Source organism: Pseudomonas sp. OTU750018, assembly GCF_011636575.1.
Taxonomy (GTDB): domain Bacteria; phylum Pseudomonadota; class Gammaproteobacteria; order Pseudomonadales; family Pseudomonadaceae; genus Aquipseudomonas; species Aquipseudomonas peli.
This window is the reverse complement of record NZ_JAAPAU010000002.1, coordinates 638918-665015: the sequence shown is the minus strand read 5'-3', so window position 1 is coordinate 665015 and position 26098 is coordinate 638918. Positions and strand designations below refer to the sequence as shown.

The 26098-nt window shown below is 59.8% G+C and carries 25 protein-coding genes and 2 tRNA genes; 16 read left to right on the top strand and 11 right to left on the bottom strand.

Annotation, left to right across the window (positions count from 1 at the left end; all coding sequences use genetic code 11):
* Positions 1-7: 7 nt before the first annotated feature.
* The 3 genes from HCI85_RS11905 to betC form a co-directional block, all read right to left on the bottom strand.
* Positions 8-1573, bottom strand: coding sequence for a SulP family inorganic anion transporter (locus HCI85_RS11905; protein ID WP_167144865.1), 1566 nt, complete (start codon positions 1571-1573; stop codon positions 8-10).
* Between the two features lie 81 nt (positions 1574-1654).
* Entirely contained in the window at positions 1655-2578 is a 924-nt protein-coding gene (gene choX, locus HCI85_RS11900) for a choline ABC transporter substrate-binding protein (protein WP_167144864.1), read from the bottom strand.
* 54 nt (positions 2579-2632) lie between these two features.
* Positions 2633-4141: a choline-sulfatase gene (gene betC, locus HCI85_RS11895; RefSeq protein ID WP_167144863.1), complete on the bottom strand. Its 1509-nt coding sequence runs from the start codon at positions 4139-4141 to the stop codon at positions 2633-2635.
* 112 nt (positions 4142-4253) lie between these two features.
* On the opposite strand from betC, the gene HCI85_RS11890 reads away from it, so the two are divergent.
* On the top strand, positions 4254-5171 hold the full coding sequence (locus tag HCI85_RS11890) for a choline sulfate utilization transcriptional regulator (RefSeq protein ID WP_167144862.1): 918 nt from the start codon (positions 4254-4256) through the stop codon (positions 5169-5171).
* Positions 5172-5184: 13 nt separating this feature from the next.
* Here the strand turns inward: HCI85_RS11890 and HCI85_RS11885 are convergent, their stop codons facing one another.
* Positions 5185-5766, bottom strand: coding sequence for an alpha/beta hydrolase (locus HCI85_RS11885; protein ID WP_167144861.1), 582 nt, complete (start codon positions 5764-5766; stop codon positions 5185-5187).
* 260 nt (positions 5767-6026) lie between these two features.
* Here HCI85_RS11885 and oscA point away from each other — a divergent pair, with 260 nt between their 5' ends.
* The 5 genes from oscA to HCI85_RS11860 all read left to right on the top strand — a co-directional run bounded on the left by oscA (position 6027) and on the right by HCI85_RS11860 (position 10224).
* On the top strand, positions 6027-6209 hold the full coding sequence (gene oscA / locus HCI85_RS11880; RefSeq protein ID WP_167144860.1) for a sulfur starvation response protein OscA: 183 nt from the start codon (positions 6027-6029) through the stop codon (positions 6207-6209).
* 165 nt (positions 6210-6374) lie between these two features.
* The gene (locus HCI85_RS11875; protein ID WP_167144859.1) at positions 6375-7373 is read left to right on the top strand and encodes a sulfate ABC transporter substrate-binding protein; all 999 of its coding nucleotides are present in this window, start codon (positions 6375-6377) and stop codon (positions 7371-7373) included.
* Positions 7374-7526: 153 nt separating this feature from the next.
* Positions 7527-8345 (top strand): sulfate ABC transporter permease subunit CysT, encoded by an 819-nt coding sequence (gene cysT, locus HCI85_RS11870; protein ID WP_167144858.1) that lies wholly within the window; start codon positions 7527-7529, stop codon positions 8343-8345.
* Positions 8346-8355: 10 nt separating this feature from the next.
* Entirely contained in the window at positions 8356-9228 is an 873-nt protein-coding gene (gene cysW / locus HCI85_RS11865) for a sulfate ABC transporter permease subunit CysW (RefSeq protein ID WP_167144857.1), read from the top strand.
* Positions 9229-9231: 3 nt separating this feature from the next.
* Entirely contained in the window at positions 9232-10224 is a 993-nt protein-coding gene (locus HCI85_RS11860) for a sulfate/molybdate ABC transporter ATP-binding protein (RefSeq protein WP_167144856.1), read from the top strand.
* Between the two features lie 192 nt (positions 10225-10416).
* Here the strand turns inward: HCI85_RS11860 and HCI85_RS11855 are convergent, their stop codons facing one another.
* The 3 genes from HCI85_RS11855 to HCI85_RS11845 are packed head-to-tail and all read right to left on the bottom strand — an operon-like array spanning position 10417 to position 13568.
* Positions 10417-10761 carry a YdbL family protein gene (locus tag HCI85_RS11855; protein WP_167144855.1) on the bottom strand — a complete coding sequence of 115 codons (345 nt, stop codon included), beginning with the start codon at positions 10759-10761 and terminating at the stop codon, positions 10417-10419.
* 11 nt (positions 10762-10772) lie between these two features.
* Positions 10773-10964: a YnbE family lipoprotein gene (locus HCI85_RS11850; protein WP_090252927.1), complete on the bottom strand. Its 192-nt coding sequence runs from the start codon at positions 10962-10964 to the stop codon at positions 10773-10775.
* A gap of 15 nt (positions 10965-10979) precedes the next feature.
* Positions 10980-13568 carry an intermembrane phospholipid transport protein YdbH family protein gene (locus HCI85_RS11845; protein ID WP_167144854.1) on the bottom strand — a complete coding sequence of 863 codons (2589 nt, stop codon included), beginning with the start codon at positions 13566-13568 and terminating at the stop codon, positions 10980-10982.
* Positions 13569-13715: 147 nt separating this feature from the next.
* On the opposite strand from HCI85_RS11845, the gene HCI85_RS11840 reads away from it, so the two are divergent.
* The 4 genes from HCI85_RS11840 (at position 13716) to rmuC (ending at position 17218) form a co-directional block, all read left to right on the top strand.
* Positions 13716-14084 carry an antitoxin Xre/MbcA/ParS toxin-binding domain-containing protein gene (locus HCI85_RS11840; protein ID WP_167144853.1) on the top strand — a complete coding sequence of 123 codons (369 nt, stop codon included), beginning with the start codon at positions 13716-13718 and terminating at the stop codon, positions 14082-14084.
* Positions 14085-14140: 56 nt separating this feature from the next.
* Positions 14141-14893 carry an RES family NAD+ phosphorylase gene (locus HCI85_RS11835; protein ID WP_167144852.1) on the top strand — a complete coding sequence of 251 codons (753 nt, stop codon included), beginning with the start codon at positions 14141-14143 and terminating at the stop codon, positions 14891-14893.
* A 381-nt stretch (positions 14894-15274) separates the two neighbouring features.
* The gene (locus HCI85_RS11830) at positions 15275-15679 is read left to right on the top strand and encodes a tetratricopeptide repeat protein (RefSeq protein WP_167144851.1); all 405 of its coding nucleotides are present in this window, start codon (positions 15275-15277) and stop codon (positions 15677-15679) included.
* A gap of 177 nt (positions 15680-15856) precedes the next feature.
* Positions 15857-17218, top strand: coding sequence for a DNA recombination protein RmuC (rmuC, locus tag HCI85_RS11825; protein WP_167145742.1), 1362 nt, complete (start codon positions 15857-15859; stop codon positions 17216-17218).
* 85 nt (positions 17219-17303) lie between these two features.
* On the opposite strand, the gene HCI85_RS11820 is transcribed toward rmuC, so the two are convergent.
* Both HCI85_RS11820 and HCI85_RS11815 read right to left on the bottom strand, forming a co-directional pair.
* On the bottom strand, positions 17304-18245 hold the full coding sequence (locus HCI85_RS11820) for an alpha/beta fold hydrolase (RefSeq protein WP_167144850.1): 942 nt from the start codon (positions 18243-18245) through the stop codon (positions 17304-17306).
* A 313-nt stretch (positions 18246-18558) separates the two neighbouring features.
* Entirely contained in the window at positions 18559-19818 is a 1260-nt protein-coding gene (locus HCI85_RS11815; protein ID WP_167144849.1) for an MgtC/SapB family protein, read from the bottom strand.
* A gap of 148 nt (positions 19819-19966) precedes the next feature.
* Between HCI85_RS11815 and HCI85_RS11810 the strand changes: the two genes are divergently transcribed.
* The 3 genes from HCI85_RS11810 to HCI85_RS11800 all read left to right on the top strand — a co-directional run bounded on the left by HCI85_RS11810 (position 19967) and on the right by HCI85_RS11800 (position 23007).
* Complete coding sequence (locus HCI85_RS11810; RefSeq protein WP_167144848.1) at positions 19967-20680, top strand: AzlC family ABC transporter permease; 714 nt, start codon at positions 19967-19969, stop codon at positions 20678-20680.
* Positions 20680-21009 (top strand): AzlD domain-containing protein, encoded by a 330-nt coding sequence (locus HCI85_RS11805; RefSeq protein WP_160087466.1) that lies wholly within the window; start codon positions 20680-20682, stop codon positions 21007-21009. The genes HCI85_RS11810 and HCI85_RS11805 overlap by 1 nt, the downstream gene beginning before the upstream one ends.
* Positions 21010-21132: 123 nt before the next feature.
* Positions 21133-23007: an MFS transporter gene (locus tag HCI85_RS11800; RefSeq protein WP_167144847.1), complete on the top strand. Its 1875-nt coding sequence runs from the start codon at positions 21133-21135 to the stop codon at positions 23005-23007.
* Positions 23008-23065: 58 nt separating this feature from the next.
* Here the strand turns inward: HCI85_RS11800 and sugE are convergent, their stop codons facing one another.
* Positions 23066-23380: a quaternary ammonium compound efflux SMR transporter SugE gene (gene sugE / locus HCI85_RS11795; RefSeq protein ID WP_090387039.1), complete on the bottom strand. Its 315-nt coding sequence runs from the start codon at positions 23378-23380 to the stop codon at positions 23066-23068.
* A 153-nt stretch (positions 23381-23533) separates the two neighbouring features.
* Complete coding sequence (rdgC, locus tag HCI85_RS11790; protein ID WP_167144846.1) at positions 23534-24454, bottom strand: recombination-associated protein RdgC; 921 nt, start codon at positions 24452-24454, stop codon at positions 23534-23536.
* 266 nt (positions 24455-24720) lie between these two features.
* On the opposite strand from rdgC, the gene HCI85_RS11785 reads away from it, so the two are divergent.
* The 3 genes from HCI85_RS11785 to HCI85_RS11775 all read left to right on the top strand — a co-directional run bounded on the left by HCI85_RS11785 (position 24721) and on the right by HCI85_RS11775 (position 25792).
* Positions 24721-24796 (top strand) — tRNA-Val (locus tag HCI85_RS11785).
* A gap of 21 nt (positions 24797-24817) precedes the next feature.
* A tRNA-Asp gene (locus tag HCI85_RS11780) sits at positions 24818-24894 on the top strand.
* A gap of 190 nt (positions 24895-25084) precedes the next feature.
* Complete coding sequence (locus HCI85_RS11775) at positions 25085-25792, top strand: FKBP-type peptidyl-prolyl cis-trans isomerase (protein WP_090252963.1); 708 nt, start codon at positions 25085-25087, stop codon at positions 25790-25792.
* The last annotated feature ends 306 nt before the right edge of the window (positions 25793-26098 follow it).

The following is a 26098-nucleotide window of genomic DNA, read 5'->3' as shown; positions in this document are numbered from 1 at the left end:
CAGGCGGCTAGGCGAACTGCACCGGGCAGCGCTCCGGGCCTTCCAGCTTGCGAATTTCGTCGATCACTTGTGGCCGTGCGTGGTGCAACACCAGATGCCGCTGCTGGCTGTGCAGGCGGCGTGCTTCCTGGTGCAGCATGGTGACGCCGGCGTAGTCGATAAAGTTGATATGCCGCGCGTCGATCATTACCCACGCTGCACCGCTGCGTTGCAGGCGTTGCTGCAGGTAATGACAGGCACCGAAGAAGATCGAACCTTCGATACACAGCCATTCCTGCTCGCCGTCCTGCCACTGGCGCACGCGCGGCTGTGAAGTGCGCTTGAGGTAGACGATCAGTGAGGCCAGTACGCCGGCGTAGATGGCGCTTTGCAGCTCCAGCACCAAGGTCGCCAGCACGGTCAGCAGCATCACCAGAAACTCACTGCGGCTCACGCGCTTCAGGGCTTTGACGGCGGTGAGGTCGAACAGTCCCCAGCAGATCAGCAGAATGCTCGCCGCCATGGCGGGAATTGGCACATAGGCAAACAGGCGGCTGCCATACAAGGCGAATAATGCTACTAGCAGGGCAGCGAACACCCCGGCCATAGGCGAGCAGGCGCCGGCTTGCTGGTTGAGTGCTGAGCGGGTGAAGGAGCCGGCCGACAGCGAGCCGCCGAACCAGGGACCGATGATATTCGACAGGCCCTGGGCGCGGACTTCCTGATTGGCATCGAACAGTTGCTGGGATTTATCTGCCAGGGCGCGGGCAATCGACAGGCTGGTGACCAGCCCGAGCAAACCGCAGGCCACGGCCGCGGGCAGCAGTTGCAGGATGTGGGTGAGGTTGAACTCCAGCAGCGCGAAGGGCGGCAGGCTTCCTGCAAAACGGCTGACCAGTGCAACGTGGCCAAGCTGCCCCGGCCAGGCCATGACCAGCAGGCTGGCGGCCACAATCCCGATCAGTAAAGCCGGCGCCCGCGGCCACAAGCGCCTGCACAACAGGCTGATGGCCAAGGTGAACAGCGCTACGGCCATGGTGCGCCAGTCACTCTCGGCCAGGTGCTCGCCGAGGCTGAGTAGACTTGTGAGCGCGGTGGCCTGGCTGGTAACCGTCAGGCCGAGCAGGTTGGGCAACTGGCCGATGCCGATCACCAGGGCGGCGCCCAGGGTGAAGCCGAGCACCACCGAGTGCGAAACGAAATTCACCAGCGCGCCGAAGCGCAGCAGCCCGAGCAGCCATTGGCATATACCGGCTAGCAGGGTCAGGAGCAGAATCAGGGCAATAAAGTGGTCGCTGCCCGGTGTCGCCATTGGGCTGACACTGCTGAACAGCACGATGGAGATCGCGGCGGTGGGGCCGCAGATCAGAAAGCTGGAGGAGCCCCACAAGCAGGCTATCAGCACCGGCACGATGGCCGCGTACAAGCCGTATTGCGGCGGTAGCCCGGCGATCAGGGCGTATGCGATGGATTGCGGCAGCGCGAGGATGGCGCCGTTGAGCCCCACCAGCAGGTCTTTACCGAGGCTGCGTTTGCTGCAATGTGGCAGCCAGCGCAGAAAGGGCAGCAGGGTCTGAAGGCGGAGCAGTGGCATGCGTAGGCTTCTTGTGCAGGCGATGGACAAGGCCGCTGCACAGCAGCGGCTCGTCTACTTTAGGGAATCAAGCCGGCCGATTCAAAGCTTGGCGTTAACTGCCGCCAGACCATCACCGCCCGTGCGGCTGGTTACGCCCTCAAGCCAACCAGCAACCACCGCTGGATTGGCCTTGAGCCACGCCTTGATTGCCTCATCGTTGCTGGCTTGCTTACTCAGCACTTTATCCATGATGGCGTTCTCCATTTCCTGGGTGAATTTCAGGTTGCTCAGCAGCTTGCCGACATTCGGGCACTGCACGGCATAGCCTTTGCGGGCCAGGGTGTTGACGCTGCCGCTGGCACCGAAGTACTTCTCGCCGCCCTTGAGGTAGCGCATGTCGTATTGCACGTTCATCGGGTGCGGGGTCCAGCCCAGGAACACCACAAATTGCTCGCGTTTCACTGCGCGGCCAACCTGCACCAACATGGCCTGCTCACTGGATTCGACCAGGCTCCAGTCCTTGAGACCGAATTCGTCGGCGGCGATCATCTTCTGGATGGATTCGTTGGCCGGTGCGCCGGAACCGATGCCATAGATCTTGCGGCTGAACTTGTCGGCATGCTGATCGAGGTCGGCAAAGGTTTTCACCCCAGCCTCATAGGCGTAGGCGGGCACGGCCAGGGTGTACTCGGTGCCGCCGAGGTTTTCCACCAGTTGCTCGACTTCACCGCTGCTGACGAACTTGTCGTAGTTGCTCTGCTGCGCCGGCATCCAGTTGCCGAGGAACACATCCACCTGACCTTTCTGCAGCCCGGCGAAGATGATCGGCACGGCCAGGGTCTGCGGCTGCGCCTTGTAGCCCAGGCCGTCGAGCAGGAAGCTGGCGATGCCATTGGTCACGGCAATATCACTCCAACCCGGATCGCCCAGTTTCACCGTGGCGCAACTGGCGTCCTCGGCGAAGGTATAGCTGCTGGCGGCCAGTAACAGGCTACCGATAAGCGCTGTGCGAAGTGTGTGCATGGCAATGTCCTCTTGAATTATTAGTTTTTGGATCAACGCGGCAGTGGCTTGCAATCAGGGTTGCGGGAAACGGGCGCGACGTTCGAGGTCGTCGAGATCAATGTGGTTGCGCATGTACTGTTGGCTGGCATCGACCATTGGCTGATGGTCCCAGCTGGTCAGGTGCCCCTGGGTCAGGGCGCTGGCGACAAAACGCCGGCGGCGCTGGCTGGCCAGGGTGGCCTGATGAATAGCCTGCATGTCCCAGCGCGCCTGGGCCTGGTTGATAAAGTCAGCCAGCCGGCTTTGGTGCTCGGCGGACTCTGCCAGGTTTTCGCGCTCTTGCGGGTCTTGGCGCAGGTTGAACAGCAGCAGGGGGTCGTGTTCCGAATAGATAAATTTCCACTCGCCCTGGCGGATCATCATCAGCGGGCTGATGGTGCCTTCGGCCATGTATTCACCGATGACTTCATCATGCCCCTGACGACCTTCGAGGTGTGCCAGCAGCGAGCGGCCATCCAGCGGCAGGTTGGCTTGCAGCGTGCCGCCGGCCAGTTCTACCAGGGTTGGCAGCAGGTCCATGGTCGAGACGTTCTGGCTTACTCGGCGCGCAGCAAACTGCTTGGGGGCATGCACCAGCAGTGGCACGCGGGCGGCCATTTCAAACCAATGCATTTTGTACCAGAGTCCGCGCTCACCTAGCATGTCGCCGTGGTCGCCGGAGAACACGATGATGGTGTTGTCGCTCAGGTTGCAGTCCTTGAGGGTTTTCAGCAGCTTGCCGATGTTGCTGTCGATGTAGCTGCAGGCACCGAAGTAGGCGCGGCGCGCGTCCCTGATCTTCTGTTCAGGCAGCGGCTTGTCCCACAGGTCGATGACTTTCATCAGGCGTTGCGAGTGCGGATCTTGCTCGGCCTGATCGATGTGCTGGCGCGGCAGCGGGATGTCCTCGTCGCGGTAGAGGTCCCAGAACTCGGTCGGGATGGTGTAAGGGTCATGTGGGTGGGTCATCGACACGGTCAGGCAGAAAGGCTGATCACCGTCGCGGCGGACGTGGTCATACAGATACTGCTGGGCCTTGAACACCACCTCTTCATCGAAGTCCAGCTGGTTGGTGCGCACACACGGCCCGGCCTGCATTACGGAAGACATGTTGTGGTACCAACTGGCGCGCACATCCGGCTCATCCCAGTTCACCGCCCAACCGTAATCGGCGGGGTAGATGTCGCTGGTCAGGCGCTCTTCATAGCCATGCAACTGGTCCGGGCCACAGAAATGCATCTTGCCCGACAGCGCGGTGCGATAGCCCAGGCGGCGCAGGTAATGGGCGTAGGTCGGTACATCGGCGGGGAAGTCGGCAGCGTTGTCGTAAGCGCCGATCTTCGAGGGCAGTTGGCCGCTGACCAGGGTAAAGCGCGACGGCGCGCACAGCGGGCTGTTGCAGTAGGCGGCGTCGAACACCACAGCGTCGGCGGCCAGGCGCATCAGGTTGGGCATCTGGATCGGTGAGGCGGCATCGTGCAGCGGCAGAATCGGCGCGGCCATTTGATCGGCCATGATAAAGAGGATGTTCGGGCGTTTCATGGCAGCCGGTATTCCATATAAAAGATTTATGCGACAGTGCTGGCTTGATCATCCGGCTTAGCAAAAGCTGGGTAAACCTGCTGTCAGCAGATGCATTGGATAACCTGAGCTTATGTTTGAACGCATCGATGGCGTGTCGCTGGATGTGCTGCGGGTGTTCGAGTCCGCCGCCCGCCAGCTGAGCTTTACCGCCGCTGCGAGTGAGCTGGGCACCAGCCAACCGGCGATCAGCCAGCAGATCAAACGGCTAGAGCAGCAGCTAGCCACGCGGCTGTTCGACCGGGTGTACCGGGGTATTGCCCTGACCGATGCCGGTGAGCTTTTGTTGAGTTATGTGCAGGATGGCCTGCAGAGTCTGGATGCCGGTCTGCAGGCCGTGACCGCGCAACAGCAGCATGAGGTGCTGCAGGTGGCCACCGACTTTGCTTTTGCCGCCTACTGGTTAATGCCGCGCTTGCAGCGCTTCCATCAGTTGCACCCGGAGGTGGATGTCAGCCTGATTACCAGCGAGCGTGATCAGGGCACGTTGCCGACGGAGATTGATGTGGCGATCAACTTCGGCGACGGGCGCTTCAAGCACGCCGAGGCGCAGCTGATGTTTCGCGAAGAGGTGTTCCCGGTGTGCAGCCCGCAGTTGCTCAAGGGGCAAACATTGCCTTTGCCAGCTGCAGCACTGGCCAGCCTGCCACTGCTGCACCTGCGCCCGGAAAACCGTTCGCGCTGGTTCGATTGGGCCGGGCTGTTTCGCGCCTTCGGCCTGCAGCAAACCCCAAGCCCCGGCAGCCTACGTTTCGATAACTACACACTGCTGATTCAGGCAGCCATCGCCGGGCAGGGCGTGGCCATCGGCTGGCGGCATCTGGTCGATGAACTGCTGACGCAGAACCTGTTGTGCCGCATGGGCGATGAAGTCGCGCATTCGGAACTGGGTTACTACCTGGTGCTGCCCGAGCGTAAACGTCGCCAGCGTTTGACCCAGGTATTTGTCGATTGGCTGCAAGCCGAACTGGCCAAGGGGCCTGGGGTTTAACTAGCCGTGACTCTTAGGCAGTTCGGCGCGCGTGCCGCTCGATACGGCTTTGTAAACGATACAGGTAGGCAAAGCCCTGTTCCCAGCGCTGATGCCCAGACGCCACGTTGATATGCCCGACGCCGCTGAGGACCACCGCCTCGCTGCCCCAGTTACGGGCCAGTTCGCCAGCACGCGCAGCGCTGGCGGCGGTGTCGTTGTCCGAGCCGAGCAACAGGCTGGGGAAGGGCAATAAGTGCTGCGGAATCGGCGCAAAGTTCTGCAGCGCTGGCGGGCAGTTGGTCCGTTCGACATCGGCTGGGGCGACCAGCAATGCCGCGCGCACCCGGCGCAGCGACTCCACAGGGGCATGAGCTGCCCAATGCGCCACGGTGATGCAGCCCAGGCTATGGGCAATCAGGATGGTCGGACGCGGATCGCTGGCGATGCTGCGCTGCAGTTCGGCGACCCAGTCTTCACGCTTGGGGTTTAGCCAGTCGGCCTGTTCCACCCGCGCACTGTTCGGCAGGCTGCGCTGCCAGTGGCTCTGCCAATGGTCGTCTGCCGATCCTTGCCAGCCCGGCACTATCAGGTAACGGATAGTTTGGTTGCGCATCGTGCGCCCTCCTGCAGATGTGAATGGCTGCAGTGTAGGGAGGGCTTTTGAATATCAAAAAGAATAAGAAATTATTTGCTTATGCCTGAAGCTATTTTTTTCGGTGAGCAGAGGGTGTGACTCTTTATATTCATAAAAGATATATAAATGTTATTAAATGGTATTTTTAAGAATATAAAGGCCTCTCTACTATCCGCTCCACGCCTACTGACTACGGCTGTTCTTCGCCGCTTATAGGGGCTATTTCATGGAGCATCAGCATGACCGCAACCCTGCAGAACCTTGAAGATCAGTACGACGCCAGCATCCTGCGTGAGATCCAGGCTGCGCTGAATGGCCTGAAGTTCGGCTCGGTGGAAATCACCGTGCACAACGGTCAGGTCGTGCAGATCGAGCGTAAAGAGAAGTTTCGCCCACACGCTCAGAGCAACAAGAGCAGCTAACTGACACCCCGAACGCCACACGCCGCAAAGCCCGACCGGACCACCGGAGGGTGTGCAATGAAAAGAGTCGAGCCCACGCGCACCACGCCGGATAGCCACGGCAGGTGGCGAGAGCATCGACCCATTGAACGCCAACCCCGTATTTGTCCCAGTAGGAGCCGCATCATGTCCATTCGTCATTTCGCCCTCGCTGCCCTGGCCAGCGCCATTTTTGCAGGCTCGGTGGCCGCCGCTGAAACCCTGCTCAACGTGTCTTACGACCCGACCCGCGAGCTGTACAGTGAATTCAACGCCGCGTTCAACAAGCACTGGCAAGCCCAGGGCAATGAAGCCATCACTATTCAGCAGTCCCACGGTGGCTCGGGCAAGCAGGCCCGTGCGGTAATCGATGGCCTGCGTGCTGACGTGGTAACCCTGGCCCTGGCCGGTGATATCGATGAGCTGTACAAGCTCGGCAAGCTGATCCCGGAAAACTGGCAGGAGCGTCTGCCGCAATCGAGCACGCCGTACACCTCGACCATCGTGTTCCTGGTGCGCAAGGGTAACCCGGAAGGCATCAAGGACTGGGATGACCTGGTCAAGCCGGGTGTTGAAGTGATCACCCCGAATCCGAAAACCTCCGGCGGTGCGCGCTGGAACTTCCTCGCCGCCTGGGCCTACGCCCAGCAGAAGTACGGCAGCGAAGAGAAAGCCCAAGAGTTTGTCGAGAAGCTCTACAAGAACGTGCCAGTACTCGACACCGGTGCCCGTGGTTCGACCATCACCTTCGTCAACAACCAGATCGGCGACGTGCTGCTGGCCTGGGAAAACGAAGCCTTCCTGGCATTGAAAGAAGAGGGCGGCGACAACTTCGAAATCGTCGCACCGTCACTGTCTATTCTGGCCGAGCCGCCGGTGGCTGTAGTCGATGAAAACGTCGACAAGAAGGGCACGCGCAAAGTGGCTGAGGCCTACCTCAACTACCTGTACAGCGATGAAGGTCAGCGTCTGGCCGCCAAGCACTTCTACCGTCCGCGTAACCAGGCCATTGCCGGTGAGTTCGCCAAGCAGTTCCCGGAACTGAAGCTGGTGACCATCGACAAGGACTTCAACGGTTGGAAAACCGCACAGCCGAAGTTCTTTAACGACGGTGGGGTGTTCGATCAGATCTATCAGGCGCAGTGACGCTACTGCGCTCGGTCATACTGCGTTGAAAGCCGGCTCGGGACTGCTCATTTACAGCCCGTAAACTCCGCGTCCCTCGCCGGCTTTCGCCTTGTCTGACCTTCGCTCGCAACGCGTCGTTAGATCGTCGCTTAACAAGCACAAGGCCAAATCATGTCTCGTCGTACTTCCCCCGTCATACCCGGCTTCGGGCTGACGCTGGGCTACACCCTGGTGTACCTCAGCCTGCTGGTGCTGATTCCTCTGGGTGCCATGTTCGTTCACGCCGCTCAGCTCACCTGGGCTGAGTTCTGGGCGATTATTTCCGCACCGCGGGTGCTGGCTGCGCTCAAACTGAGCTTTGCCACTGCCTTCGCGGCCGCCGTGATCAACGGCATTATCGGTACATTACTGGCCTGGACGCTGGTGCGTTACACCTTCCCAGGCCGCAAGGTGATAGAGGCGATGATCGACCTGCCTTTTGCCTTGCCCACCGCCGTTGCCGGTATCGCCCTGACCGCCTTGTATGCCCCGAGCGGCCTGGTCGGCCAGTTCGCCACCGACCTGGGCTTCAAGATTGCCTACACGCCCATCGGCATCACCCTGGTGCTGACCTTTGTCACCCTGCCGTTTGTGGTGCGCACCATTCAGCCGGTGCTGGCAGACATCCCGCGTGAGGTCGAAGAGGCTGCTGCCTGCCTCGGTGCCAAACCACTGCAGGTGTTTCGCCATGTGCTGTTGCCGGCTTTATTGCCTGCCTGGCTTACCGGCTTTTCCCTGGCGTTTGCCCGTGGCGTTGGCGAGTACGGTTCGGTGATCTTTATCGCCGGCAATATGCCGATGAAAACCGAAATTCTGCCGCTGCTGATCATGGTCAAGCTTGACCAGTACGACTACACCGGTGCCACCGCGATTGGCGTGTTGATGCTGGTGGTCTCCTTCATTCTGCTGCTGCTGATCAACCTGCTGCAGCGCCAGATTGCCAAGTCCTGAGGAGGTCGCCATGTCTTCTGTAACCCTAAGCGCGTCAGCCTCTGCCAACGCCGCACGACGCGGCAATGTGCTCGGTCGTCGTCTGCTGATCATCAGCGCCTGGCTGGTGTTTGTGCTGTTCCTCGTGTTGCCGCTGTTTATCGTACTGAGTGAGGCGTTAAAGCACGGCTTTGGCACCTTCTTTGGTGCGATCTTCGAACCTGACGCGATCAGTGCGTTGAAGCTGACCCTGCTCGCGGTGGGCATTTCGGTGCCGCTCAACCTGGTGTTCGGCGTGGCCGCCGCCTGGTGCGTGAGCAAGTATGAGTTTCGTGGCAAGAGCATTCTGGTCACCCTGATAGACCTGCCGTTCTCGGTGTCGCCGGTGATTGCCGGTCTGATCTACGTGCTGCTGTTCGGCGCCCAGGGCTTTTTCGGCCCGTGGCTGCGCGAGCACGATATCCAGATCATCTTCGCCTTGCCGGGCATCGTCCTGGCCACGGTGTTTGTCACCGTGCCCTTTATCGCCCGTGAGCTGATCCCGCTGATGCAGGAGCAGGGCACCCAGGAAGAGGAGGCCGCCCGCCTGCTCGGCGCTAACGGCTGGCAGATGTTCTGGCACGTGACCCTACCCAATATCAAATGGGGCCTGATCTACGGCGTGGTGCTTTGTACTGCGCGGGCCATGGGCGAGTTTGGCGCGGTGTCGGTGGTTTCCGGGCATATCCGGGGTTACACCAATACGCTGCCACTGCATGTCGAAATTCTCTACAACGAATACAACCACGTTGCTGTCTTCAGCGTCGCCAGCCTGCTGCTGTTGCTGGCGGTGTTTATCCTGCTGCTCAAGCAGTGGAGCGAGTCGCGTATCAACCGCCTGAAAGCCAGTGCTGGCGAGGAATAAGTCATGTCGATTGCAATCTCTAACGTCAGCAAGAATTTCAATGCGTTCAAAGCGCTGAACGACATCAACCTGAATATCCAGAGTGGCGAGCTGGTCGCCTTGCTCGGCCCCTCCGGCTGCGGCAAGACCACGTTGCTGCGCATCATCGCCGGCCTGGAAACGCCGGACAGCGGCAGCATCGAGTTCCACGGCGAAGATGTCTCCAACCACGATGTGCGCGACCGTAACGTCGGTTTCGTGTTCCAGCACTACGCGCTGTTTCGCCATATGACCGTGTTCGACAACGTTGCCTTCGGCCTGCGCATGAAGCCCAAGGGCGAGCGGCCGAACGAGAATGTGATCAAGAAGAAGGTCCACGATCTGCTTGATCTGGTGCAGCTTGACTGGCTGGCGGATCGTTACCCCGAGCAGCTTTCCGGTGGCCAGCGTCAACGTATCGCCCTGGCCCGCGCCCTCGCGGTAGAGCCGAAAGTGCTGCTGCTCGACGAACCCTTCGGCGCGCTGGATGCCAAGGTGCGTAAAGAGCTGCGCCGCTGGCTGGCGCGTCTGCACGAAGAGGTGCACCTGACATCGGTATTCGTCACCCACGACCAGGAAGAGGCCATGGAGGTGGCTGATCGCATCGTGGTGATGAACAAAGGCGTGGTCGAGCAGATCGGCTCGCCGGGCGAGGTGTATGAGAAGCCGGCCAGTGATTTCGTCTATCACTTCCTCGGCGATGCCAACCGCCTGTACGTCGGCAACGACACCCACGTGCTGTTCCGTCCGCACGAGATTCACCTCTCGCGCCAAGCCGAAGCAGGCCACCAGGCCGGTGAAGTACGCGACATTCGCCTGCTCGGCGCAATCACCCGCGTAACCCTTAAAGTTGCCGGGCAGAGCGAGCCGATCGAAGCTGAAGTGGCCAAGGATCATCTCAGCCTGGCCAACCTCACTCGCGGTGAAACGCTGTACTTCAAACCGAAAGCGGGGCAGCCGTTGATTCAGCAGCGCTGAGAGCCTGCATACGATCTGCTGCGCGTCGGCCCTGCGGCGTTAAAAACAGGCTCGGAATGCTCATGTACAAAAGTACACTCCGCTTCCTCGCCTGTTTTTGCCTTGCAGGACTCTAGCTCGCGAGATCGTAAGTAGGCTCTAGGTAAAACAAACAAGGAGCGCAATGCGCTCCTTGTTGGTTCTTGCGGCAAGCTATTTGCGCTGCCACTTACCTTCAAGCTGGATGTATTGTCCGGTCGGCGTTTTGTCGATGGCTTTCTGCCCGGCAATCGCTTCCACATCACTGAGCTGGATGCCGTTCTGCGCTGCCAGCTTCTGGTATTCAGCGCGCCGCGCTTGGTTGATCAACTGGGCGATTTCGGAGGCCTGGCCACCGTTACTGACCACGCCCAGATAGCCATTAGGCATTTCGCCCAACTGGCCGCTGGCTTTGGCGTCGCTCAGGGCCGACATAGCTTCGTTGAGGTTCAGGGCTACGGCCGGCAGGCTCAGGCTGAGCAGCAGTAACAGGCTGGCAAGGCGCTTATAGATATTCATGTTTGGGCTCCTTAGAACAATCCGCTGGATTCGCTGAACATGCTGTCCAGGGCTTTATCCACCTTGATATAGATTTCGTGCTCGATCTTCACATTCAGGTTGATGTTGATCGGCTCATTGGGCATCGCCAGCTGTACGGTCGGGGTGCAGGCCGTACTGAGCAGCCCTAGTAGCAGGACGGCGAAACAACTACGCAAGCGCATGGCGCTTCTCCTTGGTCATGGCTCTGTCGGGGCCGTTTTGGCATTGCGTTCCAGCATACGCTGTTGCACACGCTGCTTGATGATATCGCTGACCTTATCGGTCAGTTGCAGGCTGGCCAGCAGGGTCGGAATGTCTTCTTCCAGGTTGATATTGAAGTGGATCGGTCGGCCTTGTTCGATGTCCGGGTTCTGCCCCTCCAGGCGCATGGCCAGCGCCAACTTGCCTTGCTGATCGTAGTTGACCTGGCTGCTCAGAGTCGTAAAGCGAAAATCCTCCAGCGATTGGGTCACCAGCTGCATCGCTGGGTTGCTGCGGCCCAGGGCGCGGATACGCTCAGAGTGAAACTGCAACTGCCCGCCGGGTGCCCGGGCTGCCAGCTGGCCTTGTTCGATGGTCACGCCCTGGCTGCTGATCTGCAGCGGCAATTCGCCATCCAGGGTGCCTTTGCCGGCCAGGCCCTCTGTGGGATAGAGGATAAACAGCTGCTCAAGTTCCAGGCCCTGCACCTGCACAGGGAACAGCAGCGATTCGGCGGCCAGGCTCCATTGTCCGGGTGCCAGTTGCAGCGTGCCGCCCATCAGCGCTGCTTCGGCCTGGCGCAGCTGTAGCTGGCCTTGGGTCGGTGTTTGCAGGGCTGCGTTGTAGCGGCCGCTGAGCTGCAGCGGCCCCAGCGGTATGCCGGGGTTGGCCTGGGCCAGGCGCAGCTCGCTCAACTCAAGCTGCAGTTGTTTGGGGTCGACTCGCACAGTGATGCGGCTATTCAAACCCTCCAGCGCGGTGCGGTCATAAATCCCGCCCAGGCCCTTGCCGGTCAGTTCGAGTTTGACCGTGGGCAGCTGTTGATCGCTGGCGAGGGTCAGGCTGGCGTTGGCATTCAGGCGACCGTTGTTCAAGTCCAGCAGGGCTGGCCAGGCCGTGAAGCTGTCTTTTAAAGGGTTGCCGCTGCGCAGAAACAGCTCCGCCAGTTGTGCTTGCAGGCTCAGACCCTTGGCGCTGCTGTGTTGCGCCTGCAGCTTGAGTTGCAGCCCGGCATCGTTGCGCAGTGTGCCGTTCAGCTCCGCTTGCAGTTGGCTGGTATTCACGGGGCCTTGCCAGTACCAGCGCTGGGGTTGCAATTGGCTATGTTGCAGCTGCGCACTGAGGTCGAGCGGGCCTTTTAGCTGCCAGTCGAGCTGCTTGCCCGCCGCCAGTTGTGCCTGCAGTTGCAGCCCGCTGCTGCTGGCCTTGAGTTGCTGTGCTTGCACATCCGCATTGCGCAGATGCTGCAGGCTGAGCTGTGAGCCTTTGCCCAGGGCGAGATCCAGCTGCTGTGCATCCAGAAAAGCGTCGAGTTGCAACTGCGTCTGCAGCGCGCCGATCTTCCAACTCTCCAACTGAAATGCCTGGGTGTATGCGCTAAGGCTGCCGTCCAGCAGCTGCAAGCCCCAGGGCAAACTATTTGCCAGGGCCAGCGTACCGCGCAGCTCGAATTGGCTACGCCCCTGGCCCTTTAGCAGCAGTTGCAGGGGCAGGGCGCGATCAACCAGTTGTGCAGCCAAGTTTTCGGGCGTTTCGGTGGACTGGATTGTTAGCTGCAGCGCTTCGGGATGCAGCTCTGCCGGTACGCCACTGATAAGGTCATTGGCAATTTGCTTGAGGTTGAGGTCGGCATTCAGGCTATCGGCCAGCCACTGCCCATCCAGCGCCTGGGCGGACAAATCGAAGCTGCCCTGCAATTGACCGATAGCGGGAATGGGCCAGGGCTCTGGCAGGTTGGCGCTGGCTTGCAACTGGCCGCTGGCCTGCTGCAGTTGCGCCAGGTTAAGTGGGCCAGGGGCAAGCTGCAGTTGCCAGCTTGCCTTCAGCTGCGCTGCCGCCGGAGCCTCAGGCAGTGTGCCTGCGGCGTTGGGCAGCCATTGGCTGAGCCAGCTTTGCAGCACCGCGCTTTGCTGCAGATCACCGGTGAAATCGCCTTGCCAGAGTTGCCCGGCGGCGCTCTGTTGCAGGCTACTGCTGAGCTGCAATTGCCGTTGCTGATTGATCGTCAGGCTGAGCTGCAGCGCTGAAGTTGTGGCGTCGCCCTGCAACTGCGCGTGCCAGCTCAGTTGGTTTTGCTGATGTTGCAGGTTGAGTTGCGCATCAACCTGCGAGATGTCTCTAAGTAGTTGCAGATCGCCCAGCAGCTGGCAGCGCGTGGCGGCGCAGGGCAGCTCGATCTGCAGTGCATCAATCTGCACGCGTTGCGGCAAGAGGCTGATAACGGCAGAGAGCTGCTCAAGCGGCACCTCAAAATCCGTGCTGTCTTCAGATGCAGGCTCGGCTTGAGAGGGCAGATTCAGGTGCAGGCTGGTGATATGCACCTGCTGCCAGAAGGGCAGCGCCAGGCTGAATCCGCTCCAGTGCAATTGCACCTGTTGCAGCTGCACTGCGCCGCTAGGGTGCTGCAGACTGAGCTGTTCAAGCTGTATGCCCTGGGTGGATAGGCCCAGACCGCGCCATTCGAGATTATCGATCTGCTCGCGTTCGAGCAGACGATTCAGGCTCAGGTAGCCGTAAACGCCAAGCAATATGAGCAGTAAAACCAGGCAACTGATAAGTCGCAGCCAGGTGCGCCGGCTGGGCATAAGCACTGATCCATAGTGGGGAGTTGCGTGGCAGGACGTTAACCCATGTCTGGCAGGCTGCCAATCACGGGTTATTCTCTTCTGTGTAATTACAGCATTTAGTGGTAGTTTTGCTGTAAACAGACATTATGAAAGTAGGAGGCCGTGATGAGCGCATTGATTCGACCGGTTGCCGACGCCGATGCGGTGCTGGCCAAAGCGCTGCTCAATACCCGTGAACAGCTGGGCCTGACCCAGCAGGAACTGGCGGAAATTATTGGCGTACACCGTACGGCCATCTCGCGCTGGGCTGAGGGTGGTCTGCGCGTGCACAGTAAGACCGGTGAGCTGGCCTTGCTGCTGGTGCGTGTATACCGCTCACTGTTTGCCCTGTTCGGCGGCAACCTGGCGGATATGCAGCATTTTCTGCGCACCGATAACCGTCATCTGGATGCAACGCCCTTATCCCTGATGATGCAGGTACAGGGTTTGGTGCGGGTGGTGGAGTATCTCGATGCGATTCGTGGCAAGGGTTGAGTCGTAACCGGTAAGCGCAGTAGCCAACAATAATAAAAGTTAAGGACAACGCCACCATGGATATCTGGCAACGCTGCCAAGGCCCGCAGCAGATCAAACCCTTACGCGGGCGCCTGGTGCGCTTGGTTGAGAGCCAGGCCCAGGTCGCCACGCTGCAACTGGTCGATACCCTTGCCGAACAAGCGCTGCTCGAAGAGCTGCTGGAAACCAGCAAGCCGCCGCTGCCGCAGAGCGCCGAGCCGCTGCATTACCTGCTGAAAACCCCATTTCGTTATCCGCCGCTGCGCTGGGGCTCGCGCTTTGGTTCGGTGCATGAGCCGAGCCTGTTCTATGGCGCGTTGCGTATCGACACCGCCATGGCCGAGGCCGCGTATTACCGTTTTCTGCTGTGGGATGGTATGAGCATCGCGCCGCCGAGTGGGCGCATCCTTTCCGAGCATTGCACCTTCGAGGCGCGCTATCAGGTTGAGCGCGGTATTCAGTTGCAGCATCCGCCGTTTGCGGACTTCCAGGCTGAGCTGAGTCACGCCAGTGCTTATCAACCGTGCCAGGCCCTAGGCGCGGCGATGCGCGGAGCAGGTGTTGAGGCGTTTGAATACCGGTCGGCGCGCTGTCCGCTGCAAGGCAAAAACGTGGCGCTGTTTGTGCCCGCTGCGTTGCTGGAGAAGCGCCCGCGTAATTTGTTGAGCTGGTTATGCGAAACCACCGGCGACTATGTGGCATTCAAGAATGCCCAGATTCCGGATACTCCCAGAGTCTTTCGTCTCGACGCCTATCAAGTGGAGGGACGCCTGCCACGTCCGGCCTAGACGGGGCGGCTTTTTCAGGGCGTTTTGCCCTGAAAAAGGGCAGTGCGACGGCGTGACGCAGCAACTTGTGCACAATTGCGATGCGCCTTGTCAAGCAAGATGCAGTGCTTGACGTAAACCCTTGATTCTTTTTATTGATTTTATAAGTCAATGAAATATATGGATTTTTTACGCTGGTGAAAAAATCACCAGTTTGACCTTGGGCCCCACGCCATAGGCGCTGAGGCCGCTTGCTCCCATGTTATCCACGAAGTTATCCACAGCTTCTGTGGATTAACCCGAGCGCTTGCTCTAGACCGCCAGTCAGCGCTTTTTTGCAAGACTTTACCTGGCTGAAAAAAGGAGTAGAGTTGCGCGCCTTCCCGGCTACCGCTGCTTTTTATGCCTCGCGCAATCACTCGACTACCTATCGCTTCAACCTCGGTTCCTCGCCTGCCAACCCGTGTGGCGCTTTGGCTGCTGGACAGTCCTCGCCTCGGTCACGCCCCCAGCGTCAAACGTTTCGCCGGTCGCCTGCTTAAGCAGCCTGCTTTGCAGGGTGTGGTGCAGGCGCAGAGTCGGCTGGGACAAATGCTTTGCCGTGATTGCGGCAACCCGCGTGATCGGCGCATGGGTTTTGAGCTGCTGCGCCAGGCCGCCCGCGCCGGCGATATGGGCGCCCAGCTGGAACTCGGCCAGCTGTATAGCCAGCCGCGCAACAATGAACCGCAACAGGCCCGTCATTGGCTGGAGCTAGCAGCGGGACAGGGTTCGCCAGAGGCGCAGCAACTGCTTAAACAGCTCTGACGCAGTCTGGAGTACTGGTTATACTGCCAGTACTTTTCTGCGGAGCTGCTTATGCCCATCGACCTCTCTACCGCACTGGCACCTGCGCTGCTCGGTTTTGCCGCCGCGGCACTTCCTATTCTATATATGGCTTGGTCGCTGCAACGTCGCCTGGCCAGTCAGCAGCTGGAATTCAGCCTGCTACAAGAGCGTCTGAATAATGCGCAGCTGGCTCAGACCGGCCTGACGGCGCAGCTGGATGATTGTCGCGAGGAAGTCGCCGAGATCAGTGAGATCAAGGCCGATCAGCAGGCCGAACTGGCGGCGCTGCGTCGTGAAGCCGACTTGCTGCAACAGGAGCGGCAGATCGCCCGCGAAGCCGCTCAGGCTTGGAGCAATCAGCGCGAGCAGCAGGAAGCTGAAATCCGCCGTCTGGATGCCCAGCGTGCGGCCCTTAGCGCCGAACTTAAAGAACAGCAGGACAGCCATCAACAGCGCCTGAGCGACCTGCAAGGCTCGCGCGATGAGCTGCGCGCGCAATTTGCCGAGCTGGCCGGGAAAATCTTCGATGAGCGCGAGCAGCGCTTTGCCGAGACCAGTCAGCAGCAGCTCGGTCAGTTGCTCGATCCGCTCAAGGAGCGCATCCAATCCTTTGAAAAACGCGTGGAAGAAAGCTATCAGCAGGAAGCCCGCGAGCGCTTCTCCTTGGGTAAAGAGCTGGAGCGTTTGCAGCAGCTCAACCAGCGTTTGGGCGATGAGGCGACCAACCTGACCCGCGCCCTCAAAGGGCAGAAAACCCAGGGCAATTGGGGCGAATTGGTGCTGGAGCGCGTGCTGGAACACGCTGGCCTGGAGAAAGGCCGCGAGTACCAGACCCAGGTCAGCCTGAAGAGTGCCGATGGTGAGCGCTTTCAGCCGGATGTGCTGATTCAGTTGCCAGGCGATAAACAAGTGGTGGTGGACGCCAAGGTCAGCCTCACTGCGTACCAGCAATATATTGCCGCAGAGGACGACGCCAGCCGACAGCTGTCGCTCAAGCAGCATGTGCTGTCGCTTCGCAGCCATTTGAAAGGCTTGTCGCTCAAGGACTACCAGCGCCTGGAAGGCCTGCACAGCCTGGATTTCGTCTTGCTCTTCGTGCCGATCGAAGCCGCCTTCGCCGCAGCATTGCAGGCCGATCCGGGTCTGTTTCAGGAGGCTTTTGATCAACATATCGTGATCGTCAGCCCGACCACGCTGTTGGCTACCTTGCGGGTGATCGACAGCCTGTGGCGGCAGGAGCGACAGAGCCAGAACGCCCGCGAGATTGCCGAGCGCGCTGGGGCGCTGTACGACAAGTTCGTCGCCTTTATTCAGGATCTGGATGAAATGGGCGCGCGCCTGCAGCAACTGGATAAAGCCTATGCCGGCGCTCGCAACAAGCTCTGTGAGGGGCGCGGCAATATCATCAGTCGGGTGGAAAACCTCAAGCTGCTCGGCGCCCGCGCCAGCAAAAGTCTGCCTGTTGAACTGCTCGAACAGGCGGCCGGAGTGATGGTGCTGGATGAAGCCAGCGAGTAGCGCCTCTGTTGCCCCTGCAAGCGCCGAACCTGCCCGCTGTGCCGAACTGATAAATGAGGCTGAGGATTCCCGTCATATGTGCGGTTTACGCGTTTAGCCGCTCTTGCTTCGCAGTCGCAGGATGGTGTGCGGTGAACTCACGCAGCCATACGGCCAATTGCTGCGGCTCCACCAACAGTTGCCAGTGGCTAGCATTGACCTCGCGTCGCTGCAGCCTGGGTGCCCAGTGCTGCAACTGATCAAACAGTTGCGGCCGCACAAAGCGGTCGCGGGTCGGTACGATCAGCTGCACCGGTACTTGCGTATGACGCAGGCGTGGGGTGAACAAGCTGCGGATAAAGTTGGCGCGGTACAGCTTGACCCCGTGCACACCGTCCGAGCGTTGACTGCTGCTGATTGGCACATTGCGCAGCCCTTCGACTGTGAGCAACAGCCTTGGCCAAGCGCGGTCCAGGCCCAGGCGCCAGGTCAGCTCGGGCAGCAGTGGGGTGTGGAACATCGCGATATACCAGGAGCTGAGCAACTGGCCGAGCACCTGCAGCAGCGAGCTCGGCGTCTTCTGCTTGAGCTTGTCGCGCATCCAGTGGCCGACATGGTCCAGGCAAGGCCCGGAGATGCTGGTGTAGGAGGCCAGTAATGGTTGAATGCGTGGCTCGGTGACCGCCTCCCAGGCCTGAATCGAGCCCCAGTCATGGGCCACCAGATGCACCGGCTGATCGGGGCTGAGGGCCTTGATCACCGCCTCCAGATCATTCGCCAGTTTCTCTAGGTGATAGTCCAGGCGCTTGCGTGGAATATCCGATGCGCCAAAGCCGCGCACGTCGTAGGCGATGATCTGGTAATCACCTGCCAGCTCGCGCACCAGGGGTAGCCAGATTTCGTGGTTGTCCGGGTAGCCGTGCACCAGCAGCAGAGTCGGGCTGTTCGGGTTACCCCAGCGGTAGGCCGCCAGCTGCGCACCATCGCCCTGAATCCAAAGCTGTTCGGCCTGCCGCTCTTTATATGGCAGCACTGCTGGCGCGTTCATACGACCGTCCGATGCAGAGCGAGCGTTAGTGAGTGGCGCTGGGTGATAAAGGCGAGGGCAATGGGCATGCGGCGTCTCCGGATTGTCATGGCTGACCGTTGCATCATTCGATGTCTCGGCTAGTGTTGGACGCTCGGGTGGAATCTGCCTAGCCAACTTTTGGGCTAATAGCAGGGCCTGTTACGGTGTTACTGGGGAGGCTGGAACCCCTCTGCAATAGGGCTATGCGCGGGTTGTACGCGGGCAGATGAGCCGCTTGGCAAAGTAAATCCAGCCCTTGGTTAGGGGGGGTATTGCCGTATTGCAGGGGCTGCTATGCAAGCAGCAGTAATGCCGCCGCGCCGGCCAGCAGACCGGCAGTCATCACCGGCAGGGTCATCAGCGCCAGCTTGCGGCCACCGATCAGCGCGACCAGAAAGCCTTTGACCAGGCTGTTGCTGAGCGCGGCGAGAAAGATCCCCTGCACCGCTACCTGAGCATGCAATTCGCCCTTGGCGCTGCGTGCCAGTGACAGGGTGATGGCATCCACATCGGCCAGCCCCGAGAGCAGTGCCACCAGGTAGACGCCGACATCGCCAAGCCAGCGCTGCGCGCCTTCGACCATCAACAAAATCAACACCAGCAACGCGGCAAAGCGCAGCGCAGGGCCCAGCTCGAAGGGGTTTTTCAGCGGTGGTTCGGCCTGTTCTTCGCTCTCCGTTCCGGCGCGGCGGTAGTACAGCAGCGCGCCGCCCGTATACACCAGAGTGGCGATGCCGAGCGGCCAGATCAGCTGCGGCAACAAGCTGGCGTTGACCAGGCCGACTTCCAGCAACACCCGTGGAAACATCAGCGCCGAGGTGGCAAGCAGGCCGCAGGCCAGAATCGCCTGCAGATTACGTCCCGGAGCCAGGCGCGCCAGGGTCACGGTCATCGCCGTGGACGACACCACGCCGCCGAGCAGCGCGGTGATCAGTAGGCCATGACGCGTACCTACCAGGCGAATCGCCACATAGGCGGCAAAGCCGATACTGGCGATTAGCACCACCATCCACCAGATGGCGTAGGGGTTGAAGGCTTGCCACGGGCCGTAACCCTGATTGGGCAGCGCTGGCAGCAACACCAGGGAAATAAACAGCAGCTTCAGTGCGCCGGAAACTTCCGCCTCGCTGAGCCGTTGCAGGGCGCCGTGCAGGGATTGCTTGAGGCTCAGCAGCAGTGCCACCGCCACTGCGCCGGCCGCCGCTAATCCTGCATAACCGGCCATGGCCAGACTGCCGAGCAGAAAAGTGATCAGCAGCGCTACTTCGCTGGTCAGGCCCAAGTCGCCCAGGCGTTGCAGTTCACCAAAGTAGGAAGCCACTACCAGCAGGGCGAAACCGGTAAAGATCACCGCCCAGGCCACCACGCCGAAGTGTTCGCCTAGCAGCATGGCAAAGGCGCCGAGCAGGCTGCTCAGGGCGAAGGTACGAATCCCCGCTACCAGCTGGGTGTCCTCGGTATTACGCCCCTGCCAGCCACGCTCGGCACCAATCAGCAGGCCGGCGGCCAGGGCGCTGGCGAAGTTCAGCAAGGTGTCGAGGGCTTCCGGCATGAGCAGATCCTGGGCGGGTAATGCTGGCAGTCTAGCCAGTGGGGTTTAGGCTGTATTGCGGCAGGTCAGCCTGCGGCGTTATTGCAGCGCAAGATTGTTCAATACGCCGCGATCGGGATGCGCCAGGCTATGCAGCAAAGGAGGGCGCATGAGCCGTTTGCAGCAGTTTCTCTATGGGTGTCGCGACAGCATCCCGATGATTGTCGGCATTCTGCCGTTTGGTCTGATCTATGGCGCGTTGGCCAGCCTGGCTGGGCTGAGCCTGGGGCAAGCGCTGGGTATGTCCCTGCTGGTGTATGCCGGTTCCGCGCAATTTATTGCCATCAGCCTGCTGACACTGGGCAGCGGCGCTGTGGTGATTCTGCTCACCACGCTGGTGGTCAATCTACGTCATGTGCTCTATAGCGCCGCATTGCAGCCTTATGTCGGCAAGCTGTCGCAGCGCTGGCGGGTGCCGCTGGCGTTCGGCCTGACTGATGAAACCTTCGCCGTGGTGCAGCGGCGTTATCTGGCGCGCGGCATGACCGATCACGGCCAGTGGTATCACGCTGGCGTGGCGTTGGCGCTTTACCTGTCCTGGGTGTCGAGCTCGCTGGTAGGCGCACTGTTTGGCCAGAACGTACCGAACCTGGCGGGCTGGGGGCTGGACTTCGCCATGCTGGCGACCTTTATCGGCATTGTGGTGCCGGCGCTGCGCAATCAGCCGCAGATTGCTGCCGCTCTTGTAGCCGGTGCGGTGGCGCTGCTGTGCCACGCCTGGCCTTACAAGCTGGGGCTGATGGCCGCTGCGCTCAGTGGCATTGCGATCGGTGTATGGCTTGAGCGTCGTAAGCCGTCGGTGACTGCCGGGGAGGGCGCGTGATGGATACCTGGCTGCTGATTCTCGGCATGGCGCTGATCACCTTTGCGATTCGCTACAGCCTGTTTGCCTTTCCCGATCTGCGTTTCCCGCCGCTGGTGCGGCAGGGGCTGCATTACGTGCCGACTGCCGTGCTGAGTGCCATTGTCCTGCCGGGCATGCTGATCCCCGATGGCCAGCAGTGGGCGTTCAGTCTGGACAATGCCTACCTGTTGGCCGGGCTGGCGACTATTGCCATCGCTGCGTTGACCCGGCATCTGCTGGCTACCATCGGCGGTGGTCTGCTGGTGTTCTTTATGGTGCGTTGGTTGTTGGGTCAGTTACCCCTGTAAGCAGGGTTATTTGCCGCCTGGATTTGTAGAAAATGCAGCAAAAGGCATGTTTCGCTGTGGCTTTGTCGGGGGCTCTTGCAGTCAAATGCCTAACACTGGCCACTCTAGACAGGTACACGGACGATGACCGAACACTCTCAATTCGCATTGCTGGGTAAAAAGCGCTTTTTGCCGTTTTTCCTGACCCAGTTGCTGGGTGCCTTCAACGACAATATCTTCAAGCAGTCACTGATTCTCGCCATCCTGTTCAAAATCAGCTCAAGCGCTGACAAGGATCTGTTGGTCAATCTCTGTGCCTTGCTGTTTATCCTGCCGTTCTTTTTGTTCTCGGCTCTGGGTGGGCAGTTTGGTGAGAAATTCGCCAAGGACTCGCTGATCCGCAAGATCAAGTTCGCCGAAATTATCATCATGTTGTTGGGTGCTGTTGGTGTGGTCATCGGCAATCTGCCGCTGATGCTTGCCGTGCTGTTTGCCATGGGCACCCAGTCGGCGCTGTTCGGACCGGTTAAGTATTCGATCCTGCCGCAGCACCTTGAAGAGCAGGAGCTGGTGGGTGGCAACGCCTTAGTGGAGATGGGTACTTTCCTGGCCATCCTCGCCGGCACCATTGGCGCCGGCATCATCATGGCCAGCAGTGCTTATGCACATATCGTTGCAGTGGCTGTGGTGCTGGTGGCGATACTCGGCTATCTGGCCAGCCGGGGTATTCCTGCCGCCTCGGCGGCCATGCCGCAGCTCAAACTGGACTGGAACATCCTGCGTCAGTCCTGGGCGACGATGAAGCTTGGCCTGGGTCAGCGCCCGGCCGTGTCGCGTTCGATGGTCGGTAACTCGTGGTTCTGGTTTCTCGGCGCGGTGTACCTAACGCAGATTCCGGCCTATGCCAAAGAGTGGCTGTACGGCGATGAAAGCGTGGTCACGCTGATTCTTACCGTGTTCTCGGTCGGTATCGCGCTGGGCTCGATGCTCTGCGAGCGCATGAGTGGGCACAAGGTGGAAATTGGCCTGGTGCCGTTCGGCTCCATCGGCCTGACCCTGTTCGGCATTCTACTCTGGTGGTTTTCCGGCGGCTTCCCCGAAGCAGCGGTGGCGCATGACTGGCTGGCGGTGCTGAGCATTGGCCAGGCCTGGTGGATTCTCGGCTCGATCCTCGGCATCGGTCTGTTCGGCGGCTTCTATATCGTGCCGCTGTATGCGCTGATCCAGTCGCGCACGGTGGAGCATGAGCGGGCGCGGGTGATTGCCGCCAACAACATCCTCAATGCGCTGTTTATGGTGATCTCGGCGATTGTCTCGATCCTGTTTCTCAGCGTCGCCGAGCTGTCGATTCCGCAGCTGTTCCTGACCATTTCGCTGATGAACATCGCGGTCAACAGCTACATCTTCAAGATCGTTCCCGAATTCACCATGCGTTTTATGATCTGGCTGCTCAGTCATTCGATGTACCGGGTTGAGCACAAGGGGCTGGAGGCGATCCCAGATGAAGGTGCGGCAGTGCTGGTGTGCAACCACGTGTCGTTTGTCGATGCACTGCTGATCGGTGGCGCGGTGCGCCGGCCGGTGCGCTTTGTCATGTATTACAAGATCTACAACCTGCCGGTGCTCAACTTTATCTTCCGCACCGCCGGCACTGTGCCGATTGCTGGGCGCAACGAAGACCTGCTGATCTATGACGCCGCATTCAAGAAAATCGCCGAATACCTGCGCAATGGCGAAGTGGTGTGCATCTTCCCTGAGGGCAAGTTGACCACCGACGGCGAGTTGAATGAGTTCAAAAATGGCATCGAGCGCATCGTCGAAGCTAACCCTGTGCCGGTGATTCCCATGGCGTTGCAGGGCTTGTGGGGTAGCTTTTTCAGTCGTGATCCGCATAAGGGCTTGTTCAAGCGCCTGTGGTCGCGCATCACCCTGGTGGCCGGTAAGCCGGTTGCGCCCGAGCTGGTCAAGCGCGAGTTGCTGCAGGCCCAGGTGGCTGAGTTGCGCGGTGAGCGACGTTAAACCACAGAGATGGAAAAGCCCGCCAATTTGGCGGGCTTTTTTGTGCAGCTTTGGCGGCTTAGTGGCTGAGTTTTAGCCCGATCAGGCCGCAGACAATAAGCGCCACGCTGGCGATACGCAGCAGCGTCACGGCCTCGCCAAACAGCATGATGCCGGCAATCACCGTGCCCACGGCACCGACACCGGTCCAGATTGCATAGGCGGTGCCCAGCGGCAATTCCTTCATGGCCAGGCCCAGCAATGCCAGGCTGACGATGATCGCCGCAACAGTCAGGAGAGTGGGGAGAGGGCGGGTAAAACCGTCGGTGTATTTCAGGCCAACAGCCCAGCCTACTTCGAACAGGCCGGCTAGCAGCAGAATGAACCAGGACATACGAACCTCCAAAACAGATAGAGGGGCCGTCCCGTGGTGATCACTCGCAGAGTGGTGAGGTCGTCCTCACGCTGTGCAGTATTTTGCACATTGGCAGGGGTAGGGCAAGCCGCAGAGGACCAGTGGTCTATTTCTCTGCGGCTGTGCAATGGTTTAAATCCCCTGCGGAATCTCTTCGCCGCCCAGGGCTTCGAACAGCGCCGGGAGGAAGTCCACCAGGGTCAGCATCATCAGGGTGAAGCTGGCGTCCTGCTGGCCGAGGTCGTCGTCGCCACCGTCCTGTTCGGCTTGATCCTGCAGCAGGTCTTCGAAGCGCAGGCGCTTGACCACCAGCTTGTCGTCGAGGACGAAGGACAGTTTGTCTTGCCAGGCCAGGGATAGTTGAGTGACCTGCTTGCCGGAGCTCATGTGTAGCTGGATTTCATCGCTGGTCAGGTCCTGGCGTTTGCAGCGCACCACGCCGCCATCTTCATGGGTGTCGCGCAGTTCGCACTCATCGAGCACGTGGAAGTCTGGAGCGGCCTGCTGGACCTTGACCCAATCGGTGAGGGTGGCGCTTGGTGCGATCTTCACGGTCAGTGGACGTACTGGCAGCGAGCCGATGGCTTCGCGCAGGGTCGACAGCAGGTCTTCTGCGCGCTTGGCGCTGGCCGAGTCAACCAGGATCAGTCCCTGCTTGGGGGCGATAGCGGCGAAGGTGGCGGATTTACGGATAAAGGCGCGCGGCAGGAAGGTCTGCACGATCTCGTCCTTGAGCTGGTCGCGCTCCTTCTTGTAGACCTTGCGCATCTGCTCGGCTTCGATCTCGTCGACCTTGTCCTTCAGCGCATCGCGCACCACGCTGCCCGGCAGAATGCGTTCTTCCTTGCGTGCGGCAATCAGCAGGAAATCACCACTGACGTGCACCAGCGGTGCATCGCCGCCTTTGCCGAAGGGCGCGATAAAACCGTAGGTGCTGAGTTCCTGACTGGCGCACGAGCGGGCCGGTTTGGCTGAGAGGGCCGTTTCGAGTGCCTCGGCATCAAACGGGATGTCCTGGGTGAGGCGATAAACCAGCAGGTTACGGAACCACATAAGAGGGTGTATCTCCATTAACAGACCCGCCGGCAGCGGCAGGTATCACAAGTCGTCAGTACCCTATGTGGGTGCTGTTTCAGGTTGGCCGCAGCGCTATGACCCGTTGGGCAACCTGTGCGTTGCATTCGGGGCGCATTATTCCCCCGAGTGGTGCTTGAGGCCAAGTCTGCGCTAAGCCTTTGCTGCATCAATAAAAAAATTTCAAAACAGTGCTTGCCAAGGTGCGGATCGCTCTCTAGAATGCGCCCCACTTCGAGAGTGAAGGGTGATTAGCTCAGCTGGGAGAGCATCTGCCTTACAAGCAGAGGGTCGGCGGTTCGATCCCGTCATCACCCACCAACTCGCTTTTTGAAGTTACGCGCAGCGGTAGTTCAGTCGGTTAGAATACCGGCCTGTCACGCCGGGGGTCGCGGGTTCGAGTCCCGTCCGCTGCGCCATTTTTATCCTCGCTTCATCCCCTCTGTGACATATCGCAATACCTCGCAAAATCCTTTCTGAATAATCAGCTAAACATCTGAACTTATAAGCATTTTCTGTCTCCTAACACGGTAGCCAGTGATCGCGGCAGCCTGCTAAGCTCGCGCTTTCACACCATTTGCCCTAGGGCGCACCGGACAAGGAACAAGCATGAAACAGCATCGTTTAGCAGCGGCGGTCGCCCTGGTAGGTTTGGTTCTCGCAGGTTGCGATTCGCAAACCAGCGAAATCACCCTGGAAACCCCAGCACAGAAAGCGTCCTACGGTATCGGCCTGAACATGGGCAAAAGCCTGGCTCAGGAAGGCATGGATGACCTGGATTCCAACGCCGTTGCTCAAGGCATCGAAGACGCCATTGGCAAGAAAGAACAGCGCCTGAAAGACGAAGAGCTGATCGAAGCCTTTGCCTTCCTGCAAAAACGTGCCGAAGAGCGCATGGTTACTCTGAATGAAGAGTCGGCCAAAGCCGGCAAGAAGTTCCTGGAAGACAACGCCAAGCGTGAAGGCGTGACCACCACCGCTTCCGGCCTGCAGTACGAAGTTGTGAAGAAGGCCGACGGCGCTCAGCCTAAAGCCACTGACGTGGTGACTGTTCACTACGAAGGCAAGCTGACCGATGGCAGCGTGTTCGACAGCTCGGTTGAGCGTGGCAGCCCGATTGATCTGCCGGTTAACGGCGTGATCCCAGGTTGGGTTGAAGGCCTGCAGCTGATGCATGTTGGCGAGAAGTACAAGCTGTACATCCCAAGCGAGCTGGCATACGGCGAGCAGAGCCCGACTCCGGCCATTCCAGCCAACTCGGTGCTGGTGTTTGATCTGGAGCTGATTGCGATCAAAGACGCCGCCGCTCAAGAGTAATTTTCAGCGTTTCCTGACAACGCCCCGTCTCGACGGGGCGTTGTCGTTTTTGCAGGCTGCTTTCGGCACTTTTCGCTTGACTGGAGTGTCTCAGTGGGTGTTTGAAATGGGGGTGGTGTTACGGTTATGCACATTTCTAAAATTAGCCGTGACGGATTAGGGTAACTTTCTTATAGAAACCCTTTGCCATTTTTAACTTATTGATTTATATGATTTTTTACTGTGTGGGCAAAAAATGTTCGATCTATGGCGAGGCCGCATGGGCTGGGCGTTTGCCAGGGTTATCGAGAAACTGTTCACAAGGTT

What these genes read in the sequence shown, in the direction of transcription:
- HCI85_RS11905 (WP_167144865.1), bottom strand. Translation starts at nt 1,573, where the DNA reads ATGCCACTGCTCCGCCTTCAGACCCTGCTGCCCTTTCTGCGCTGGCTG.
- choX (WP_167144864.1), bottom strand. Translation starts at nt 2,578, where the DNA reads ATGCACACACTTCGCACAGCGCTTATCGGTAGCCTGTTACTGGCCGCC.
- betC (WP_167144863.1), bottom strand. Translation starts at nt 4,141, where the DNA reads ATGAAACGCCCGAACATCCTCTTTATCATGGCCGATCAAATGGCCGCG.
- HCI85_RS11890 (WP_167144862.1), top strand. Translation starts at nt 4,254, where the DNA reads ATGTTTGAACGCATCGATGGCGTGTCGCTGGATGTGCTGCGGGTGTTC.
- HCI85_RS11885 (WP_167144861.1), bottom strand. Translation starts at nt 5,766, where the DNA reads ATGCGCAACCAAACTATCCGTTACCTGATAGTGCCGGGCTGGCAAGGA.
- oscA (WP_167144860.1), top strand. Translation starts at nt 6,027, where the DNA reads ATGACCGCAACCCTGCAGAACCTTGAAGATCAGTACGACGCCAGCATC.
- HCI85_RS11875 (WP_167144859.1), top strand. Translation starts at nt 6,375, where the DNA reads ATGTCCATTCGTCATTTCGCCCTCGCTGCCCTGGCCAGCGCCATTTTT.
- cysT (WP_167144858.1), top strand. Translation starts at nt 7,527, where the DNA reads ATGTCTCGTCGTACTTCCCCCGTCATACCCGGCTTCGGGCTGACGCTG.
- cysW (WP_167144857.1), top strand. Translation starts at nt 8,356, where the DNA reads ATGTCTTCTGTAACCCTAAGCGCGTCAGCCTCTGCCAACGCCGCACGA.
- HCI85_RS11860 (WP_167144856.1), top strand. Translation starts at nt 9,232, where the DNA reads ATGTCGATTGCAATCTCTAACGTCAGCAAGAATTTCAATGCGTTCAAA.
- HCI85_RS11855 (WP_167144855.1), bottom strand. Translation starts at nt 10,761, where the DNA reads ATGAATATCTATAAGCGCCTTGCCAGCCTGTTACTGCTGCTCAGCCTG.
- HCI85_RS11850 (WP_090252927.1), bottom strand. Translation starts at nt 10,964, where the DNA reads ATGCGCTTGCGTAGTTGTTTCGCCGTCCTGCTACTAGGGCTGCTCAGT.
- HCI85_RS11845 (WP_167144854.1), bottom strand. Translation starts at nt 13,568, where the DNA reads ATGCCCAGCCGGCGCACCTGGCTGCGACTTATCAGTTGCCTGGTTTTA.
- HCI85_RS11840 (WP_167144853.1), top strand. Translation starts at nt 13,716, where the DNA reads ATGAGCGCATTGATTCGACCGGTTGCCGACGCCGATGCGGTGCTGGCC.
- HCI85_RS11835 (WP_167144852.1), top strand. Translation starts at nt 14,141, where the DNA reads ATGGATATCTGGCAACGCTGCCAAGGCCCGCAGCAGATCAAACCCTTA.
- HCI85_RS11830 (WP_167144851.1), top strand. Translation starts at nt 15,275, where the DNA reads ATGCCTCGCGCAATCACTCGACTACCTATCGCTTCAACCTCGGTTCCT.
- HCI85_RS11820 (WP_167144850.1), bottom strand. Translation starts at nt 18,245, where the DNA reads ATGAACGCGCCAGCAGTGCTGCCATATAAAGAGCGGCAGGCCGAACAG.
- HCI85_RS11815 (WP_167144849.1), bottom strand. Translation starts at nt 19,818, where the DNA reads ATGCCGGAAGCCCTCGACACCTTGCTGAACTTCGCCAGCGCCCTGGCC.
- HCI85_RS11810 (WP_167144848.1), top strand. Translation starts at nt 19,967, where the DNA reads ATGAGCCGTTTGCAGCAGTTTCTCTATGGGTGTCGCGACAGCATCCCG.
- HCI85_RS11805 (WP_160087466.1), top strand. Translation starts at nt 20,680, where the DNA reads ATGGATACCTGGCTGCTGATTCTCGGCATGGCGCTGATCACCTTTGCG.
- HCI85_RS11800 (WP_167144847.1), top strand. Translation starts at nt 21,133, where the DNA reads ATGACCGAACACTCTCAATTCGCATTGCTGGGTAAAAAGCGCTTTTTG.
- sugE (WP_090387039.1), bottom strand. Translation starts at nt 23,380, where the DNA reads ATGTCCTGGTTCATTCTGCTGCTAGCCGGCCTGTTCGAAGTAGGCTGG.
- rdgC (WP_167144846.1), bottom strand. Translation starts at nt 24,454, where the DNA reads ATGTGGTTCCGTAACCTGCTGGTTTATCGCCTCACCCAGGACATCCCG.
- HCI85_RS11775 (WP_090252963.1), top strand. Translation starts at nt 25,085, where the DNA reads ATGAAACAGCATCGTTTAGCAGCGGCGGTCGCCCTGGTAGGTTTGGTT.